This window comes from Parasediminibacterium paludis, from assembly GCF_042651445.1.
GTDB lineage: Bacteria > Bacteroidota > Bacteroidia > Chitinophagales > Chitinophagaceae > Parasediminibacterium > Parasediminibacterium paludis.
In genome coordinates this window covers 18,395-37,871 of record NZ_JBHSDC010000002.1, presented here as the reverse complement: position 1 = coordinate 37,871, position 19,477 = coordinate 18,395, and the positions used below count along the sequence as shown (strand labels likewise).

Genomic DNA, 19,477 nt, shown 5'->3' with positions numbered 1-19,477 from the left:
ATAAAAACTGACGTTCAATAAAGTATCAAACCGTTGCAGTGTGCGACGCAACGATGCCAAATTGAAAAACAAAAGCTGATAACAAAAGAAAATTACAGATACAATGGGCGAATTAAATAAATACTCGAAAACACTTACACAAGATGAAACACAACCTGCTGCGCAGGCCATGCTTTATGGTATTGGCTTAACAGATGATGATATGAAAAAAGCACAGGTAGGTATTGCAAGTATGGGCTACGACGGTAATACTTGTAATATGCACTTGAACGACCTAGCTAAAGTGGTAAAAGAGGGTGTTTGGAAAAATGATTTAGTGGGTTTGATTTTTAACACCATTGGCATTAGCGATGGTATGAGTAATGGTACAGATGGTATGCGTTATAGCCTAGTAAGCCGCGATTTAATTGCTGATAGTATTGAAAGTATGTGTGGTGGTTTTTATTACGATGGCTTAATTACGATACCGGGTTGTGATAAAAATATGCCTGGGGCTATTATGGCAATGGGGCGTTTAAATCGCCCATCAATTATGGTATACGGTGGTACCATTGCTGCTGGCCATTACAAAGGCGAAGAATTGAATATTATTTCAGCTTTTGAGGCTTTGGGTAAAAAATTAGCTGGAAATATAACACCTGAAGATTTTAAAGAAGTGATTAAACACAGTTGCCCAGGTGCTGGTGCTTGCGGTGGTATGTACACTGCAAATACCATGGCTTCAGCCATAGAAGCAATGGGCATGAGTTTACCATATTCATCATCTAGCCCTGCAGTAAGTGAGGCCAAAAGAAACGAATGTTTAGATGCAGGCAGAGCGATAAAAGTATTGCTTGAAAAAGACATTAAGCCAAGAGATATCATGACTAAAAAAGCATTTGAAAATGCGATTAGAACCATCATGATTTTTGGCGGTAGTACCAATGCTGTGTTACACATGATTGCGATGGCAAAAAGTGTAAACGTAGACATTACTTTGAACGATTTTCAACGTATTAGCGATAGCACACCTGTATTGGCTGATTTTAAACCAAGCGGTAAATATTTATGGCAAGACTTACCACAACATGGCGGTGTACCCGCAGTTATGAAATACTTACTGAACAAAGGTTTGCTGCACGGTGATTGCTTAACAGTAACTGGTAAAACGATTGCAGAAAACCTTGCAGATATTGCGCCAATTAATTTTGAATCACAGAAAATTATTTACCCACTTGAACAGCCGCTAAAAGTAACTGGTCATTTACAAATTTTATACGGCAACCTTGCTGAAAAAGGTAGTGTTGCTAAAATTAGCGGTAAAGAAGGTGAACGTTTTAAAGGGCCTGCTAGAGTATTTGAAGGTGAGAAAGATTTAGTAGCAGGCATTGCAAATGGCCGTGTACAAAAAGGCGATGTGGTAGTAATTAGATATGAAGGTCCAAAAGGTGCACCAGGTATGCCAGAAATGTTAAAACCAACATCTGCCATTATGGGTGCAGGTTTGGGTAAAGATGTGGCTTTAATTACTGACGGTAGATTTAGTGGTGGCTCACATGGCTTTGTGGTTGGTCACATTACACCTGAAGCATTTGATGGCGGTACTATTGCTTTAGTAAAAGACGATGATATTATAGAACTAGATGCAGTGAATAACAAAATTGTATTGAAAGTTTCTGACGAAGAATTAGCACAACGTAAAGCAGCATGGCAGCAACCAGCTTTAAAAGTTACAAAAGGTGTGTTATTTAAATATGCAAGAACCGTAAAAGATGCTAGTGAAGGTTGTGTAACGGATGAAGCTTAGGTAATTTTATAATGTGATAATATGCCAATGTGCTAGTTAAAAAGATTAAATAAACCTTGACTTCACAAACAAAGCTTGATTCACAAACTGTGACATTAAAATAATTAAACAATAAAATTTCCATCATGGAAACATTAGAACTAACAGAACAAATAATAACAGCACCAGCTACACAAAGTATCAGCGGTTCTAAAGCCGTGCTTGAAGCATTTATAGCCGAAGGGGTTGATACTATTTTTGGTTACCCAGGCGGTGCTATTATGCCTATATATGATGCTTTGTACGACTATCATGACCAATTGAAACACATTCTGGTTCGTCACGAACAAGGTGGTATTCATGCGGGCCAAGGTTATGCACGTAGTTCTGGAAAAGTAGGTGTTGTATTTGCTACAAGTGGCCCTGGCGCTACCAACTTAGTTACAGGCCTTGCGGATGCTATGATTGATAGCACACCATTGGTTTGTGTTACTGGTCAAGTGTTTGCACATTTGTTAGGTACTGATGCTTTTCAAGAGGTAGATGTGGTAAATATTACGACACCTGTTACCAAATGGAACTATCAAATTACAGATGCCAATGAAATTCCGCATGTACTAGCCAAAGCTTTTTATATTGCTAGAACTGGTAGACCAGGCCCTGTATTGATAGACATTACTAAAAATGCACAACTTCAAATGTTTGATTATGCTGGTTACACGCCTTGCCATCACATTCGTAGTTACCGCCCCAAACCAATTATTCGTAAAGAATATATTGAAAGAGCAGCTGAACTAATTAACAGTGCAAAAAAACCTTTCGTGATTTTTGGTCAAGGTGTTATTTTGGGTAAAGCTGAGAAAGAATTTAAAGCCTTTATAGAAAAAGGTGGTTTGCCTGCTGCATGGACTGTCTTGGGCTTAAGTGCTTTACCTACAGATCATCCTTTAAATGTTGGTATGCTTGGTATGCATGGTAATTATGGCCCTAACGTATTAACCAACGAATGCGATGTGTTAATTGCAGTAGGTATGCGTTTCGATGACCGTGTAACTGGTCGCCTAGATAAATATGCCAAGCAAGCGAAAGTGATTCATTTAGATATTGACCCTGCTGAAATAGATAAAAACGTAAAAACTGCTGTACCTGTTTGGGGCGATTGTAAAGAAACATTACCGATGCTTACCAAACTTATTGAAGCCAAACGACATACAGAATGGTTAGCTAAGTTTAACGAATACAAACAGAAAGAAATTGATGTTGTCATCAGCAAAGAAATGCATCCTACAAGTGATGAAATGACCATGGCTGAAGTCGTAAATATATTAAACGAATTGACTAATGGTGATGCCATTATTGTAACAGATGTTGGTCAGCACCAAATGGTTGCTTGCCGTTATGCCAAGTTCAACCAATCTAAAAGCAATATTACTTCGGGTGGTGCAGGTACGATGGGTTTTGGTTTGCCAGCAGCTATTGGCGCTAAGTTTGGTGCGCCAGAACGTACAGTTGTTGCTATTATTGGTGATGGTGGCATTCAAATGACCATCCAAGAATTTGGTACCATTATGCAAACGGGCATCAACGTAAAAGTGCTGATTTTAAACAACCAATTTTTAGGAATGGTGCGTCAGTGGCAGCAATTATTCCACGATAAGCGCTACTCTTTCGTTGACATTCAAAGTCCTAACTATGTAATGGTAGCCAAAGCTTACGATATAGAAGGTGCAAAAATTAGCCACCGTGCCGATTTACGCAATGCCTTAAAAACCATGCTTGAGCACAATGGTTCATACATGCTTGAAGTAATGGTAGCTAAGGAAGATAATGTTTTTCCAATGGTACCACAAGGTAGAGGCGTATCAGAAATTGTATTATCTAGAGATCAAGTGTAGTAAATTTTTTTGTGATCGGCATTCGTTTTTCAATTAAACATTGTTGCGTCGCACACTTGTACTTCCAGGTTCATTTTTCAACAATAAAAGCCTATAAAAGCCCAAAACAATGACATCATCAATAACAACAAAATGGAATGCGGGTCTTTACGACACAAAGCATGATTTTGTTTTCAAATACGGCGAAGATTTGGTAGATATGCTACAGCCGCAAGCAGGCGAACGCATACTAGATTTAGGTTGTGGTACTGGTCATTTAACCAATATCATCGCCAAAGCAGGTGCTACGGCAATAGGCATTGATAGCTCAATAGAAATGATTGCTCAAGCAAAAGCTAGTTATCCTCCTATTGAATTTTTAGTACGTAATGCGGCAGATTTTTTCTTTGATAACAGCTTTGATGCCATTTTCTCTAATGCTGTATTGCATTGGGTTCCTGAGAAAGAAAAAGCCATTGATTGTATGTACCGCAATTTGAAACGCACAGGGCGCTTAGTAATAGAAATGGGCGGCAAAAGAAATGTTGAGAAAATCTTAACTGCCTTTAATGCTGCGTTAGCCAAACATGGTTTTGCCCAAAATGCTACAATTATTAACAACTATTTTCCTTCGGTAGATGAGTATTCATTCTTGCTTGAAAAAAGAGGATTTAAAGTGACTTATGCAGCGCACTATAGCAGAGAAACAGAGCTTAAAGACACAAACAACGGTATTAAAGATTGGATTAAAATGTTTCGTAATGAGGCGCTAAAAGGCATCCCGAATGAAGTGGTTGAACTTATTTTAGAAGACACACAAGAAGCATTAAGACAAACCCATTTTAGAAATGGCAAGTGGTATGCTGATTATAAAAGATTACGCATTGTGGCTATTAAGTAGATGCCTCTGCCCCTAAATGGGTGATTAACAATAATATTAAAAAACTTAAACCAATGGCAGATATTAAAAATACTTACAGTACTATAAACACCCTTTCAGGGGTTGGGGGTAAACAAGAATTTACCATTACTGTATACACAGAAAACCAAGTAGGTTTATTAAACCGGATTGCTATTATTTTTTCTCGGAGAAAAATTAATATCGAAAGTTTAAACACATCGCCATCTGAAGCCGAAGGTATTCACCGCTTTACGATTGTGATTAGTGAATATGAAGATGTGGTGCGCAAATTGTGCCGCCAAATAGAAAAACAAGTAGAGGTATTAAAAGCTTATTTTAATACGAATGAAGAAATTGTATGGCAAGAACTTGCCTTATACAAAGTACCTACAGATATTATTACTGAGAAAGTAAAAGTAGAGCGTTTGCTACGTGAGTTTGGTGCAAGAGCGGTAGTAATTCGTAAAGACTATACCATTTTTGAAACCACAGGTCACCGTGAAGAAACCGAAGGTTTAATAGAAGCATTAGCGCCTTATGGCTTAATAGAATTTGTGCGAAGTGCAAGGGTTGCTATTATTAAAGCAAGTAATGGCTTTCACGAAAAATTAAAAGAATTTGAAGCCTACCAACCTGCAGAAGAATTGGTAGAAAATGAATACTTAAACCAAGGTGAAGAAGTGTTTACGATGTAATGTCTGAACTAGGATTTGGGATGATTTTAAGGATTAAAATGATTACTAAACGAATAGCTAAAAATCCTGAAAATCAACAAAATCCTTCAAAATCATGGTTCAGACAAAATCCCAGTTCAGAAAAGCACAAAGCGTACAAGTGTGCGACGCAACGAAGCTTAATAGAAATACAATAGCTGGTACACAAAAATTTTTATACTAACATAAAACATCCTCAATAAACAACAGAGGGCTAAACAACAAAACGATGGCAAATTATTTCAACACATTGTCACTAAGAGAGAAACTAAACCAATTAGGTGTTTGCGAGTTTTTGGATAACAGCCATTTTGCCGATGGCGTAACTGTATTAAAAGGTAAAAAATTAGTGATTGTAGGCTGTGGTGCTCAAGGTTTAAACCAAGGTTTAAACTTGCGAGATTCGGGCTTAGATGTATCGTATACGTTGCGCAAAGAGGCAATTGAACAAAAACGAGCTTCTTGGAAAAGTGCTACTGAAAATGGCTTCACAGTAGGTAGCTATGAGGAATTAATTCCTACGGCTGACTTGGTAATAAACTTAACGCCAGATAAACAACATACGGCTGTGGTAAGCGCTATTATGCCTTTGATGAAACATGGTGCTACCCTATCTTACTCACATGGTTTTAATATTGTGGAAGAAGGTATGCAAATTCGTAAAGACCTTACCGTAATTATGGTGGCGCCAAAATGCCCAGGTAGTGAGGTTAGAGCTGAATATGTTCGTGGTTTTGGTGTTCCTACATTGATTGCAGTGCACCCAGAAAACGACCCAGAAGGTAAAGGTTGGGAACAAGCAAAAGCTTATGCTGCAGGTACTGGTGGCCATAAAGCTGGTGTGTTAAAATCATCTTTTGTTGCTGAAGTAAAAAGCGATTTGATGGGTGAGCAAACGATTTTATGTGGCTTGTTGCAGACTGGTTCTATTCTTTCTTTCGATAAAATGATTGAAAAAGGGATTGATGCAGGTTATGCTTCTAAATTAATTCAATATGGCTGGGAAGTAATTACAGAAGCTTTAAAACAAGGCGGTATTACTGCTATGATGGATCGTTTAAGCAATCCTGCTAAAATTAAAGCGTTTGAACTAAGCGAAGAGTTGAAAGACATCATGCGTCCATTGTTCCAAAAACACCAAGACGATATCATGAGCGGTCGTTTCTCTAAAACCATGATGGAAGACTGGGCTAATGATGATAAAAACTTATTGACTTGGAGAGCTGCCACTGGCGAAACAGCATTTGAAAAAACACCTGCCGCTGATGTAAAAATTAGTGAGCAAGCATTTTTTGATAATGGTTTGTTGATGGTTGCCTTTGTACGTTCTGGTGTTGAGTTGGCATTTGAAACCATGGTACAAAGTGGTATTAAGGCCGAAAGTGCTTACTACGAATCGTTGCATGAAACACCATTGATTGCAAACACTATTGCACGTAAAAAATTGTTCGAAATGAACCGTGTCATTTCTGATACAGCAGAATATGGTTGTTATTTGTTTGACCATGCTTGCAAGCCATTGTTAGCCGACTTTATGAAAAAAATTGATACCGATGTAATTGGCAAAAACTACAATGACGGTAAGGACAATGGTGTAGATAATAAAGAAATTATCGCAGTCAACAAAGCCATACGCGCTCATCAAATTGAGGCCGTAGGTGAGGTATTGCGCAGCGCAATGACAGCAATGAAGGCGATTAAAACGGTTTAGTCCCTACTCTCTAAATGGGAATTAAACTGGATATAAATGATGACTTGGGTTCTTCTAGCCCCTAAAAGGGGCTGGGGCTTGAGAAATGATTAAACAATCTCAACGGGCTCTTTCATAGCCATAAAGTAGCCCGCAACAGGAATACAAGCCACCATCAATAATTTTAAAAAACTGTATTCTGGTGCCAATCCACAAATAGCTTTGACAGCATAACGGCAAGTAAAATATGCTTGAAGCAAATAGAGGTAGTACCAATGAAAAATTTGATTTAGTTCCATGATAAATAGTTGTGATTCAAATATATAAAATTATAAATCATGATTACTTTTTTAAAAAATAGTTTTAACGATAATCTATAGTGACATCAAAGTGAGAGAAACGGAAATATGAAATTACAATTTTCACAAATTAGCTAAATTTACACACTATTTAGTTGTATTATCTAATAAAATAGACTAAAACTTTGAAACAATCTAGCGAATAAACCATTTTATTGAATTATCTTTGATGGCTAACGACTGCTTGTTGAGAAAACCAAACAAACAATATTAACAGCTTACTTTATAATCTTTATTGGAATGGCAAGTACAACAGGTTTATATGACCCAGCTTTTGAACACGATGCGTGTGGTATTGGGTTTGTTGCAAACATCAAAGGCAACAAATCGCATCAAATTATTTCTGATGCACTCACCATTTTAGAAAACATGGAACACCGTGGCGCTTGCGGTTGTGAAAGCAATACGGGGGACGGCGCAGGTATCATGATTCAAACAACACATGAGTTTTTCTTCGACGAATTGGTGAAAACTGGTGTGCATTTACCTGCATATGGAAAGTATGGTGTGGGTGTATTATTTTTCCCTAAAGACATGCGCTTAAAGGAAGAGTGCCGTGATATTTTTAACCGCGCTGCTGAGAAATTAGGTTTCGAAATTTTAGCTTATAGAAAAGTACCTGTTAATACGTTTGACATTGGCCCAACCGCACTATCGGTAGAACCAGAAATGGAACAAGTATTTATTGCTTGCCCAGATCATGTGCGTGATGTAGAAACTTTTGAAAGAAAATTATATGTGCTTCGCAACTATGCAAGCCATACCATTAACAATACAATTAAGAAAGATGAAGTTGGTTTCTACATAGCGTCTTTATCTTATAAAACAGTGGTATATAAAGGTCAGCTAACTAGCCACCAAGTGCGTAGTTATTTCCCCGATTTAAGCGATAAAAGAATGGTGAGTGCCTATGGTTTGGTACACTCTCGTTTTGCTACTAACACTTTTCCTTCATGGAAATTGGCGCAGCCTTTTCGTTACATTGCACACAACGGTGAAATTAATACCGTACAAGGCAACGTTAATTGGTTTAAAACAAGTGAGCGTCATTTCTTCTCTCCTTATTTTACAAAAGAAGAAATGGATATGCTATCGCCTATCATTTTTGAAGGTCAATCAGATAGTGCTTGTTTAGACAATGTGATAGAATTATTAACGCTTTGTGGCCGTTCATTACCACATGTTATGATGATGCTAATTCCAGAAGCTTGGGATAATGCAGAAAAAATGGATCCTATTAAAAAAGCATTCTACGAGTTTCATGCAACATTCCAAGAACCATGGGATGGTCCAGCTTCTATTTCATTTACCGATGGCAAAATTATTGGTGCTACATTAGATAGAAATGGCTTACGCCCTTCCAGATATTGCGTTACCAATGATGACCGTGTAATTATGGCATCAGAAACGGGTGCTTTACCAGTAGACCCAACTACGATTATAGAAAATGGCCGTTTACAACCAGGTAAAATGTTTGTGGTAGATATGGAGCAAGGAAAAATCATTAGCGATAGTGATTTGAAAGCTAAAATTTGCTCACAAAAACCTTATGGTGAGTGGCTGAATAAATATAAAATCAACCTAGAAGAATTACCTGGACCTCGTGTAACCTTCACACATTTAGAACACGATCAAGTATTTAAATACCAAAAAGCATTTGGCTACTCAACTGAAGATTTAGAAACCATCATTGCCCCAATGGCGTTGGATGCAAAAGAACCAATTGGTTCGATGGGTACAGATGCTCCTTTGGCAGTATTGAGCCAACAACCACAACATTTAAGCAGTTATTTCAAGCAATTATTTGCACAAGTTACCAATCCACCAATAGATCCAATTCGTGAACGTTTGGTAATGAGCTTAGCGTCTTTTGCTGGTAATAATGGTAACCTATTAGTGGAAGATCCTTTGGCTTGTCATAGTGTAGCACTAAAACAACCAGTATTGTCTAACTACGAACTTGAAAAAATTAGAAGTATTGATACTGGCTTATTTCAAGCGAAAACCTTACAGATGTACTTTAGAGCAGATGAAAAAGACGGCTCTTTAGAAAGAGGCTTAGCAAGGCTTTGCCGCTACGCAACAGATGCAGTTGAAGATGGGTTTGACGTTATTGTTTTAACAGATAGAGCGATTGATAGTAAACACGCACCAATACCTTCTTTATTGGCTACTGCTGCTGTTCACCACCATTTAATTCGCAAGGGTTATAGAGGTCAAGTGGGCTTAATTGTTGAAGCTGGTGACGTTTGGGAAGTACATCATTTTGCCTGCTTACTTGCATTTGGGGCTACTGCCATTAACCCTTACTTAGCCTTATCTACCATTAGAGACATGAAGTTGACCAATAAATTGGATACAACTTTAGATCCAGACCATTTAAAGAAAAATTACATCAAAGCTGTATGTGATGGCTTGTTGAAAGTATTTTCAAAAATGGGTATTTCTACCTTACAGTCTTACCAAGGCGCACAAATATTCGAGATTGTAGGTATAAATAAACAAGTGGTTGATAGATATTTTACAGGTGCTACTTCTCGTATTGAAGGGATGGGCTTAGATGAAATTGCAAAAGAGACATTGGCCAAACACCAATTTGCATTTAGCAAAAAAGAAATTCCAGTAGAAAGATTACCTGTGGGTGGCATGTATCAATGGAAACGTAAAGGTGAGTTTCATTTGTTTAACCCAACTACTATCCATTTGTTGCAACAATCTACGAGCACTAATGATTATGCGACTTTCAAAAAATATTCAAAATCTGTTAACGACCAAGAACAAAAAGCTTGCACGCTCAGAAGCTTATTAGAATTTAAACATTTACGTCCATCGATAGATATTAGTGAGGTAGAACCTGCAGAGAACATTTACAAGCGCTTTGCAACAGGTGCAATGAGCTTTGGTTCGATATCGCATGAAGCGCACAGTACATTGGCTATTGCGATGAACCGCCTTGGCGGTAAAAGTAATACAGGTGAAGGTGGCGAAGATGAAATTCGTTTTACACCATTACCAAATGGCGATAGCATGCGCAGCGCTATTAAGCAAGTAGCAAGTGCAAGATTTGGTGTTACTAGCTTATATCTTACTGAAGCAGATGAATTACAAATTAAAATGGCACAAGGTGCTAAACCGGGTGAAGGTGGTCAATTACCAGGCCATAAAGTAGATGATTGGATTGGTCGTGTTCGTCACTCAACACCAGGGGTAGGTTTAATTTCCCCACCACCACACCACGATATTTATTCTATTGAAGATTTAGCACAGTTAATCTCTGATCTTAAAAATGCCAACCGCAAAGCCAGAATTAGTGTGAAACTTGTTTCAAAAGCAGGTGTAGGCACTATTGCGGCTGGTGTGGCAAAAGCAAAAGCTGACGTGGTACTGATTGCAGGTTTTGATGGTGGTACTGGCGCTAGCCCTGTCAGTTCTATTAAACATGCAGGCTTACCATGGGAATTAGGTTTGGCAGAAAGCCATCAAACATTGGTTAAAAACAAACTCCGCAGCCGTGTGGTATTGCAAGCCGATGGTCAAATGAAAACTGGTAGAGACATTGCGATTGCGGCTTTACTAGGTGCAGAAGAATGGGGCGTTGCCACTGCTGCATTAGTAGTTGAAGGCTGTATTATGATGCGTAAATGCCACTTGAATACTTGCCCTGTAGGTGTGGCCACACAAGATCCTGAATTGCGTAAGCGTTTTAAAGGCGATCCAGAACATGTAATCAACTTCTTCAAATTTATGGTTGAAGAGTTGAGAGAAATTATGGCTGAATTGGGCTTTAGAACTGTGAATGAAATGATTGGTCAAGTAGAGTATTTACAGCAAAAAGAGAACATTACTCATTGGAAATACAAGCACCTAGATTTGTCGCCAATTTTATACAAAGAACCAGCGAATGAATTTGTAGGTTTATACAATACAGAAGAACAAGACCATGGCTTAAGCGATGTACTAGACTGGAAATTGCTCGAAGCAGCTAAAGGTGCTTTAAACAATCAAGAAAAAGCAACAGGCTCGTTTAGTATTAAAAATACAGATAGAACGGTTGGTACTATTTTATCTAATGAAATTACCAAACGTTACCGCTCATTAGGTTTAGCGCCAGATACTATACACTTTAAGTTTACAGGTACTGCGGGTCAAAGTTTTGGTGCATTTAATACCAAAGGTGTAACGCTTGAATTAGAAGGTGATGCAAATGACTATTTTGGTAAAGGTTTAAGCGGTGCTAAATTGATTGTATATCCTTCTAAAAAAGCAACATTCACGCCTGAAGACAATATCATTATTGGCAATGTGGCTATGTATGGTGCTACTGATGGTGATGTATTTATAAGAGGTAAAGCAGGCGAACGTTTTGCAGTGCGTAACTCTGGTGGTCGTGTGGTAGTAGAAGGTGTAGGTGACCATGGTTGCGAATACATGACTGGTGGCCGTGTAGTAATACTAGGCGATACTGGTAGAAATTTTGCCGCAGGTATGAGTGGTGGTATTGCTTATGTGTACGATGTAAAAGGCACATTTGCTAGCAACTGTAATATGGAAATGATTGACTTAGATCCTGTGTCTGCTGAGGATATTGATGAACTAAAAGGCTTTATTAGCAAGCATTACGACAACACAGGTAGTACAGTAGCCAAATTTGTATTAGACGATTTTGATAATCAGTTGAAAAACTTTGTCAAAGTTTTCCCAAGAGATTACAAGAAAGTATTGCAAGAAAAAGCAGCTGGCCAAAAGCAAGAGGCATAAGCCGCGAAAAGTACTTAACGCACAAGTGTGCGACGCAACGAAGTTTAATGGATGTACCAAAGCTGGTAACCAAAAAACTTTAAACGAATAACTTATAACGCATAACAAAATGGGTAAACCAACAGGATTTTTAGAGTTCACAAGAACCTTACCTTCTAAGCGTTCGGTTGAAGAACGCAAGCAAGATTATAAAGAATTTGTGCATCAATATTCTCAGGAAGAACTTGGTAAACAATCGGCTCGCTGCATGAATTGCGGTGTACCTTTTTGCCATAATGGCTGTCCTTTGGGCAATGTGATTCCTGAATTTAATGATGCGGTGTACGATGGTAACTTTAAAGAAGCCTACGATATATTGGTAAGTACGAACAATTTCCCTGAATTTACCGGTAGAATATGCCCTGCGCCTTGCGAAAGTGCTTGTGTGCTTGGTATTAATCAACCGCCTGTGGCTATTGAAGAAATTGAAAGACACATTATAGAGATAGCCTTTAAAGAAGGGTTTGTAGTACCTCGTAAACCCAACTTACGTACGGGTAAAAAAGTGGCGGTTATAGGTAGTGGCCCAGCTGGCTTGGCTGCTGCAGCGCAATTAAACTATGCTGGTCATACAGTAACAGTATTTGAAAGAGATGATGCGCCCGGTGGTTTGCTACGCTATGGTATACCAGATTTTAAGCTAGAGAAAAACGTGATTGACAGACGTATTGCGGTAATGGAAGAAGAAGGTATTACATTTAAATGCCACGCTAATGTGGGCGTAAATGTACATATAGGCGACTTATTACGTGAATACAATGCAATTGTACTTGCAGGTGGTAGTACCGTACCTAGAGATTTACCTGTACCAGGTAGAGAATTGAAAGGTGTATACTATGCCATGCAATTTTTAAAACAAAACAATAAAACAGTTGCTGGTAAAGATCCTCATGCACATGCTAGCATTGAAAGTAACATTTTTCAAGAAGCGCTTAGAGCAACTGGCAAAAATGTAGTTGTAATAGGTGGTGGCGATACTGGTAGCGACTGTGTGGGTACAAGTAACCGTCATGGGGCAAAATCTGTAACGCAGTTTGAATTGATGCCAAAACCATCTGCAACAAGAACACCAAATATGCCTTGGCCTTCGTATCCAATGGTTTTAAAAACCACTTCGTCGCATGAAGAAGGTGCTGACAGACATTGGGCTGTAAATACGAAAGCATTTATTGGCGACGAAAATGGCAACCTAAAAGCTTTACGCATTGTAGACTTAGAATGGAAAATAACGGCTGATGGCAGACCTGCACAGTTTGTAGAAATTGCTGGCAGCGAAAGAGAAATACCTTGCGAATTAGCCTTACTAGCAATGGGCTTTTTGCATCCACAAAAGCAGGGTTTGCTAGAGCAACTAGACGTAGAACTAGACGAACGTGGCAATGTAAAAGCAACCGAAAAGGCTTACCAAACCAATATTGCTAAGGTGTTTACCGCAGGCGATATGAGACGTGGACAGAGCCTAGTGGTTTGGGCCATTAGCGAAGGCCGTGAATGTGCTAGAAAAGTAGATGAATTTTTGATGGGTAGTTCTATTTTAGAAACCAAAGACCATAGCATATTAGAAGGCATGATTTAATAGGTAATTAAAATATTACTTTAATATTGATACTGCCATCTATTGAAAAATAGGTGGCAGCATTGTTTATATTTGTATTCATAACACTAAAATAGTTACCATGGGCTTAGTTTATGCAGATTTGCAATTAATTAATACCGTAGATATTGCTTTGGCTAAAAGAAATATTATAGGCGAAGAAGAAATAAAAACCATACATGTTAGTGCTTTGGTAGATTCTGGTGCGTATAATATGTGCATTAATGAAACCATACAATCGCAACTACAACTGCCATTTGTAGAAAAGCGAACAGGTCAGTTAGCCAATGGCGATATAAAAACCTACGATTTAGTAGGCCCTGTAACTGTTAAATTTAAAAACCGAACAACTATTTGCAATGCACTTGTTTTGCCAGGCAATAACGAAGTATTATTAGGTGCAATACCAATGGAGGACATGGATGTAATTATAGATCCGAAAAGGCAGTCATTAGAAGTGCATCCAGACCATCCTTATTTTGCACAAATGAAATTGAAGTAAAGGTGGTTGAATTTAGTGGCTACATTGCCATAAAATATCATATTAATGCCTATGTGAAGCCCCCCCGCAGATGCCGCGGACGATTTTACTATCGCAAAAAAGCTTCCGCCGATGTGGCGGACGGTTTTACAACCGCAGAAAAGCTTCCGCCGATGTGGCGGACGGTTTTACAACCGCAGAAAAGCTTCCGCCGATGCGGCGGACGCTTTTACCACCGCAGAAAAGCTTGCGCCGATGCGGCGGACGCTTTTATAATTCAAACGAAAGTATTATTATTGATATATTTATCTTTACAACAGCTGCAAAAAATACAATTGGAAATAAATATTATAAGTTCCGCTTATCTTGATGTTCCATAAAGGTATCCCAAATTGAAAATAAAAAGGATTTTTCAAGATCATCAACCAATCACCTCTCAATCATCTCCCGCAACTTCGCCTTCACTTCCTTTTCCCATTCTTCCTTCAAGATACTCAACACAATACTATCTCTTCTACCACCATTAGGCAAAGGTAAATGGCTACGCAAAATACCTTCAACGGTGCAGCCAATGGCTTTCATAGCGGCAATACTGCGTGCATTATTGGCATCGGCTCTAAATTCTACACGTTCTATACCCAAGGTTTCAAATGCAAATTGTAGCAATAAATACTTGCAATGACGGTTTAAGCCCGTGCGTTGAAATGACTTGCCATACCATGTGTAGCCTAATTGTAGGGCATTATTGGCTAGTTGCACATCGTAAAAACGCGTACTACCTGCGTATTGTTGCGTTCTTTTATCAAACACAATAAATGGATATTCTTTTTGAGCAGCTTTAGCTGCTAAAGCAGTGTTGATATACCCTTTCAGGTTTGCTTTGCCAGCAACAGGCACTAGCGAGTATTGCCAAATATCTGGTTCTTGTTCTGCATAATATAGCAGGTTTTGCCAATCATTGGCTTGTAAAGGGCGCAATAACACGCAGTCATCTTCTAGTAAGTAATCGGTTTCAAAGTCAAGCACTGTTGGCATTTTAATAGCTATTTATTTGACTAATATTGTCATATTCGCAACGTAATTTGACCAAATAATTTGATATTGCATTCTTAAATTATCATCAACCATGTGTGGAATAGTAGGATACATCGGCCCAAGAGAAGCATACCCAGTAGTAATAAAAGGTTTAAAACGTTTAGAATACCGCGGCTACGATAGCACCGGTGTGGCTTTAATAGATAATGGCAAACTGAACGTATATAAGAAAAAAGGTAAAGTTGCCGAACTTGAAGAAAATGTCATTGGTGCCGATTTGCATTCTCATATAGGCATTGGCCACACTCGCTGGGCTACACACGGCGAGCCAAGCGATAGAAATGCGCACCCACATGTAAGCAATAGTGGTCAGTTTGCCATGCTACACAACGGTATTATAGAAAACTATGTACCCATCAAAAACGACCTTCTAAAAAAGGGCTACACCTTTAAAAGTGATACTGACACAGAAGTATTACTCAACTTTATTGAAGACATTAAGAAGAACAATAACTGTACGCTTGAAGAAGCGCTGCGCATCGCTTTAAAACGTATTGTGGGTGCCTACTGTATTTTATTGATAGACGAAAAAGATCCCGATACCATTATTGCGGCGCGTAAGGGCAGTCCTTTAGTAATTGGGATTGGAAAAGGGGAACATTTTTTGGCTAGCGATGCCTCGCCTATTATCGAATATACCAAAGAAGTGGTGTATGTGAATGATTATGAAATAGCCATTGTTCGTGCAGATGAATTGATTTTAAAAAATCTAGGCAACGAGAAACAAACACCATTTATACAACAACTGGACATGGAATTAGCTGCCATAGAAAAAGGCGGTTATGACCATTTTATGTTGAAGGAAATCAATGAACAACCAGAAACCATATTCGACTGCTTGCGAGGTAGATTAATAGCCACAACAGGCCAAATCATCATGAGTGGCATAGATAATAATATTGATATACTGGTAAACGCACAACGTATAGTAATAGTAGCTTGTGGCACTAGCTGGCACGCTGGCTTGGTAGCAGAATACTTTTTTGAAGAATTGTGCAGAATTCCTGTAGAGGTTGAATACGCTAGTGAATTTAGATATCGCAACCCTATCATCAGCAAAGGCGATGTGATTATTGCCATTTCTCAAAGTGGTGAAACTGCCGACACCTTAGTCGCACTAGAAAATGCCAAAGAACAAGGCGCGTTTATTTTTGGTGTGGTAAATGCCGTTGGCAGTAGTATTGCACGCTTGAGTCATGCTGGTGCTTATACACATAGCGGGCCTGAAATAGGTGTGGCTAGTACCAAAGCTTTTACTGGCCAGTTGGCGGTATTAATGATGATGGGTTTAAAAATTGCTTACGCAAAAGGTACGATAGACCATAACAGATATGTAGAACTAATGAAATCGCTAGAATCTGTGCCAGAAAAGGTAAAAGAGATTTTAGCCAATGTTGATACCATTAAAGCCATTGCAGAGAAATATAAAGACGCCAAAGACTTCTTATTTCTTGGCAGAGGTTATAATTTCCCAGTAGCTTTAGAAGGTGCTTTGAAGCTAAAAGAAGTATCTTATATCCATGCAGAGGGCTATCCTGCGGCAGAAATGAAACATGGCCCTATTGCCTTGGTGGATGAAAACTTACCAGTTGTTTTCGCAGCTACAAAAGATAGATATTATGAGAAAATAGTAAGTAATGTGCAAGAAATTAAAGCCCGTAAAGGCAAGGTAATTGCAGTAGCATCTATGGGCGATGAAGTAATACCAAACATGGCCAATGATACCATGTTTGTATCAGATATTGACGAAGTGATAGCACCAATTTTAAGTGTTGTACCATTACAATTGTTAAGCTACTTTATAGGTATCGCCAAAGGTTTTGATGTAGATAAGCCACGCAATTTGGCAAAAAGTGTAACGGTTGAATAAGTTGTCTGAACCTGGATTTGGTAGGATTATTTAGATTTTTAGGAAGATAATTCTACCAAATTTTTAAAAACAATCACCTAATCCCTTTAATCATTCAAAATTCCGGTTCTGACGATTATGCCACAAAACATCATTAAAAAAACCCTAGTTACTGAGCTTGGTTACGGCTTCATTCCTGCTGAATATTTACAGCCAAATGAAGACGAATATAAGCTGCGTAACATGCAGAATAAAAGCGGTATCAATTACCGTCGCTTAACAGCTTATGAAATTGAAGCATTGGTACGTAATAGAAATACCAGTGATGATTGGAATAATATTTATGTATCAGAAGCTTTTAACCCCGAACTGGTAAGAAACTGCAAGTTTTATGGGCTTGTGCGCATAGGCAAGTTAGAGCCATTTTATCTCAGCTTTAGCGATATGAAAGTAGCTGTTGGCTTGTATAATAGCACTATTATCAGTTCAGATTTTGGTGATAATGTATGCGTTGATAATGTCAACTATCTCAGCCATTTTATTATTGGCAATGAAGTTATCATCATAAATGTGAATGAGTTGGTAACCACCAATCACGCCAAATTTGGTAACGGTATTGTAAAAGAAGGTGAGAAAGAATCTGTTCGGATTCAACTAGAAGTATGCAACGAAAATGGTGGCAGAAGCATTATGCCTTTTAACCGCATGTTGCCAGGTGATGCTTATTTGTGGAGCAAGTATAGAGATGATGCTGCCTTGCTAGAAAAATTTAAACAATTTACAGAAGCCAAATACAATAATAAACGCGGCTATTATGGTAAAATTGGAAGCCGTACGGTGATTAAAAACAGTGGTATCATTAAAGACTGTTGGATAGGTGAAGATGCCTATATAAAAGGCGCCAATAAACTTAAAAATCTTACCATCAACTCGGGTGAAAATGGTAAAACCCAAATAGGCGAAGGCGTTGAAATGGTAAACGGTATTATTGGTTTTGGTTGTAGAATTTTCTATGGTGTAAAAGCAGTGCGTTTTGTAATGGCTTCGTTCTCGCAGTTAAAATATGGCGCACGATTAATTAACTCTTATCTTGGAAATAATGCTACTATTTCTTGTTGCGAAGTGTTGAACTCGCTTATTTTTCCTGCACACGAGCAACATCACAATAATTCTTTTTTATGTGCTGCATTAATAATGGGGCAAAGCAATATTGCTGCTGGAGCCACCATTGGCAGTAACCATAATAGTCGTGCCGCCGACGGTGAAATTATCGCTGGTAGAGGGTTTTGGCCGGGCTTATGTGTTAGTTTAAAACACAACAGCAAGTTTGCTTCTTTTACCATACTAGCCAAAGGCGACTACCCTGCTGAACTTAATATTCCAATACCATTTGCGCTAGTAGGCAATGATGTTACCAATAATCAACTTACGGTAATGCCAGGCTATTGGTTTATGTACAATATGTATGCGCTTGAGCGTAACAGTTGGAAATATGTAGACAGAGACCAACGTTTTGAGAAGATTCAAAAGATAGACTATCATTATTTAGCACCTGATACCCTGAATGAAATGGTAGATGCCTTGGCTATTATAGAAGAAGCTGTAGGTAAAGCCTATCTTACAAAACAGCAGGCGAATTTTACAAAAGAAGCTGCCATAGCTGCGGGTAACAAATTGTTGCAAAACAATGAAACAGATACTATTAACGAGCTAGAAGTAGTATTAACAGGTATTGAAAATTCGAAGCGTAAAGTTGTACTTAATAAAAGTTTACAAGCTTATCAATTATTTCAAGAACTTATCAGTTACTACGCAGCTATTCAATTAATGGCAGCTATTTCACAACAGCAAATTCAATCGTTCAGGGCTTTACAAGCCATTATTCCTAGCCATTTAGAAAGAACACAGTGGCTAAATATTGGTGGGCAATTAATACCTACTACTGATGTAGATCACTTAAAAAATAGCATTAAAAGTGGCGATATATTTGGTTGGGATGCTGTACATAAATGGTATAAACAACAAGGTCGAAAATACGAAACACAAAAATTACACCATGCATTGGCTTGTTTTGCAGAGGTAAAACAAATAAATTTCGAAACATTTACTTCCACTCAATTAACCGAATTATTACAAGCAGCTATCACTACTAAAGAATGGATGGTAAAAGGTATTTATACCGCTAGAGCTAAAGATTACGAGAATCCATTTAAAAAAATGGTGTATGATACCAACGAAGAAATGAACCAAGTTATAGGCAAGCTGGAAGACAATAGCTTTATTAAACAGCAAAACGCTGCATTAATAGATTTTAAAAAAGAAGTTGCAGAAATTAGCAAATGTTTGCTACATGAATAAC

13 protein-coding genes are annotated in these 19,477 nt (G+C 38.3%); 11 read left to right on the top strand and 2 right to left on the bottom strand.

The window, feature by feature from the left end; translation table 11 throughout:
- Window positions 1-103: 103 nt before the first annotated feature.
- From ilvD to ilvC, 5 genes are all read left to right on the top strand, one after another.
- Window positions 104-1,786, top strand: a complete 1,683-nt coding sequence (gene ilvD / locus ACFOW1_RS00685; protein WP_379011513.1) for a dihydroxy-acid dehydratase — start codon at window positions 104-106, stop codon at window positions 1,784-1,786.
- Between the two features lie 125 nt (window positions 1,787-1,911).
- Window positions 1,912-3,660, top strand: a complete 1,749-nt coding sequence (gene ilvB, locus ACFOW1_RS00680) for a biosynthetic-type acetolactate synthase large subunit (protein WP_379011512.1) — start codon at window positions 1,912-1,914, stop codon at window positions 3,658-3,660.
- Window positions 3,661-3,769: 109 nt separating this feature from the next.
- On the top strand, window positions 3,770-4,540 hold the full coding sequence (locus ACFOW1_RS00675; protein ID WP_379011509.1) for a class I SAM-dependent methyltransferase: 771 nt from the start codon (window positions 3,770-3,772) through the stop codon (window positions 4,538-4,540).
- A 53-nt stretch (window positions 4,541-4,593) separates the two neighbouring features.
- Window positions 4,594-5,235: an acetolactate synthase small subunit gene (gene ilvN / locus ACFOW1_RS00670; protein ID WP_379011507.1), complete on the top strand. Its 642-nt coding sequence runs from the start codon at window positions 4,594-4,596 to the stop codon at window positions 5,233-5,235.
- Between the two features lie 247 nt (window positions 5,236-5,482).
- On the top strand, window positions 5,483-6,964 hold the full coding sequence (gene ilvC / locus ACFOW1_RS00665) for a ketol-acid reductoisomerase (protein ID WP_379011505.1): 1,482 nt from the start codon (window positions 5,483-5,485) through the stop codon (window positions 6,962-6,964).
- 89 nt (window positions 6,965-7,053) lie between these two features.
- Here the strand turns inward: ilvC and ACFOW1_RS00660 are convergent, their stop codons facing one another.
- Window positions 7,054-7,242, bottom strand: coding sequence for a hypothetical protein (locus ACFOW1_RS00660; RefSeq protein ID WP_379011502.1), 189 nt, complete (start codon window positions 7,240-7,242; stop codon window positions 7,054-7,056).
- A gap of 300 nt (window positions 7,243-7,542) precedes the next feature.
- On the opposite strand from ACFOW1_RS00660, the gene gltB reads away from it, so the two are divergent.
- The 4 genes from gltB to ACFOW1_RS00640 all read left to right on the top strand — a co-directional run bounded on the left by gltB (window position 7,543) and on the right by ACFOW1_RS00640 (window position 14,554).
- The gene (gltB, locus tag ACFOW1_RS00655; RefSeq protein ID WP_379011500.1) at window positions 7,543-12,060 is read left to right on the top strand and encodes a glutamate synthase large subunit; all 4,518 of its coding nucleotides are present in this window, start codon (window positions 7,543-7,545) and stop codon (window positions 12,058-12,060) included.
- Between the two features lie 109 nt (window positions 12,061-12,169).
- Window positions 12,170-13,675 (top strand): glutamate synthase subunit beta, encoded by a 1,506-nt coding sequence (locus tag ACFOW1_RS00650; RefSeq protein WP_379011498.1) that lies wholly within the window; start codon window positions 12,170-12,172, stop codon window positions 13,673-13,675.
- A gap of 100 nt (window positions 13,676-13,775) precedes the next feature.
- Complete coding sequence (locus ACFOW1_RS00645) at window positions 13,776-14,195, top strand: clan AA aspartic protease (RefSeq protein ID WP_379011497.1); 420 nt, start codon at window positions 13,776-13,778, stop codon at window positions 14,193-14,195.
- 2 nt (window positions 14,196-14,197) lie between these two features.
- Entirely contained in the window at window positions 14,198-14,554 is a 357-nt protein-coding gene (locus tag ACFOW1_RS00640; protein ID WP_379011495.1) for a hypothetical protein, read from the top strand.
- Window positions 14,555-14,603: 49 nt separating this feature from the next.
- Here ACFOW1_RS00640 and ACFOW1_RS00635 read toward each other — a convergent pair whose 3' ends face one another.
- Window positions 14,604-15,209, bottom strand: coding sequence for a GNAT family N-acetyltransferase (locus tag ACFOW1_RS00635; protein WP_379011494.1), 606 nt, complete (start codon window positions 15,207-15,209; stop codon window positions 14,604-14,606).
- A gap of 91 nt (window positions 15,210-15,300) precedes the next feature.
- Here ACFOW1_RS00635 and glmS point away from each other — a divergent pair, with 91 nt between their 5' ends.
- Both glmS and ACFOW1_RS00625 read left to right on the top strand, forming a co-directional pair.
- Window positions 15,301-17,139: a glutamine--fructose-6-phosphate transaminase (isomerizing) gene (gene glmS / locus ACFOW1_RS00630; protein WP_379011493.1), complete on the top strand. Its 1,839-nt coding sequence runs from the start codon at window positions 15,301-15,303 to the stop codon at window positions 17,137-17,139.
- Window positions 17,140-17,256: 117 nt separating this feature from the next.
- The gene (locus tag ACFOW1_RS00625) at window positions 17,257-19,476 is read left to right on the top strand and encodes a DUF4954 family protein (protein ID WP_379011490.1); all 2,220 of its coding nucleotides are present in this window, start codon (window positions 17,257-17,259) and stop codon (window positions 19,474-19,476) included.
- Window position 19,477 lies beyond the last annotated feature (1 nt).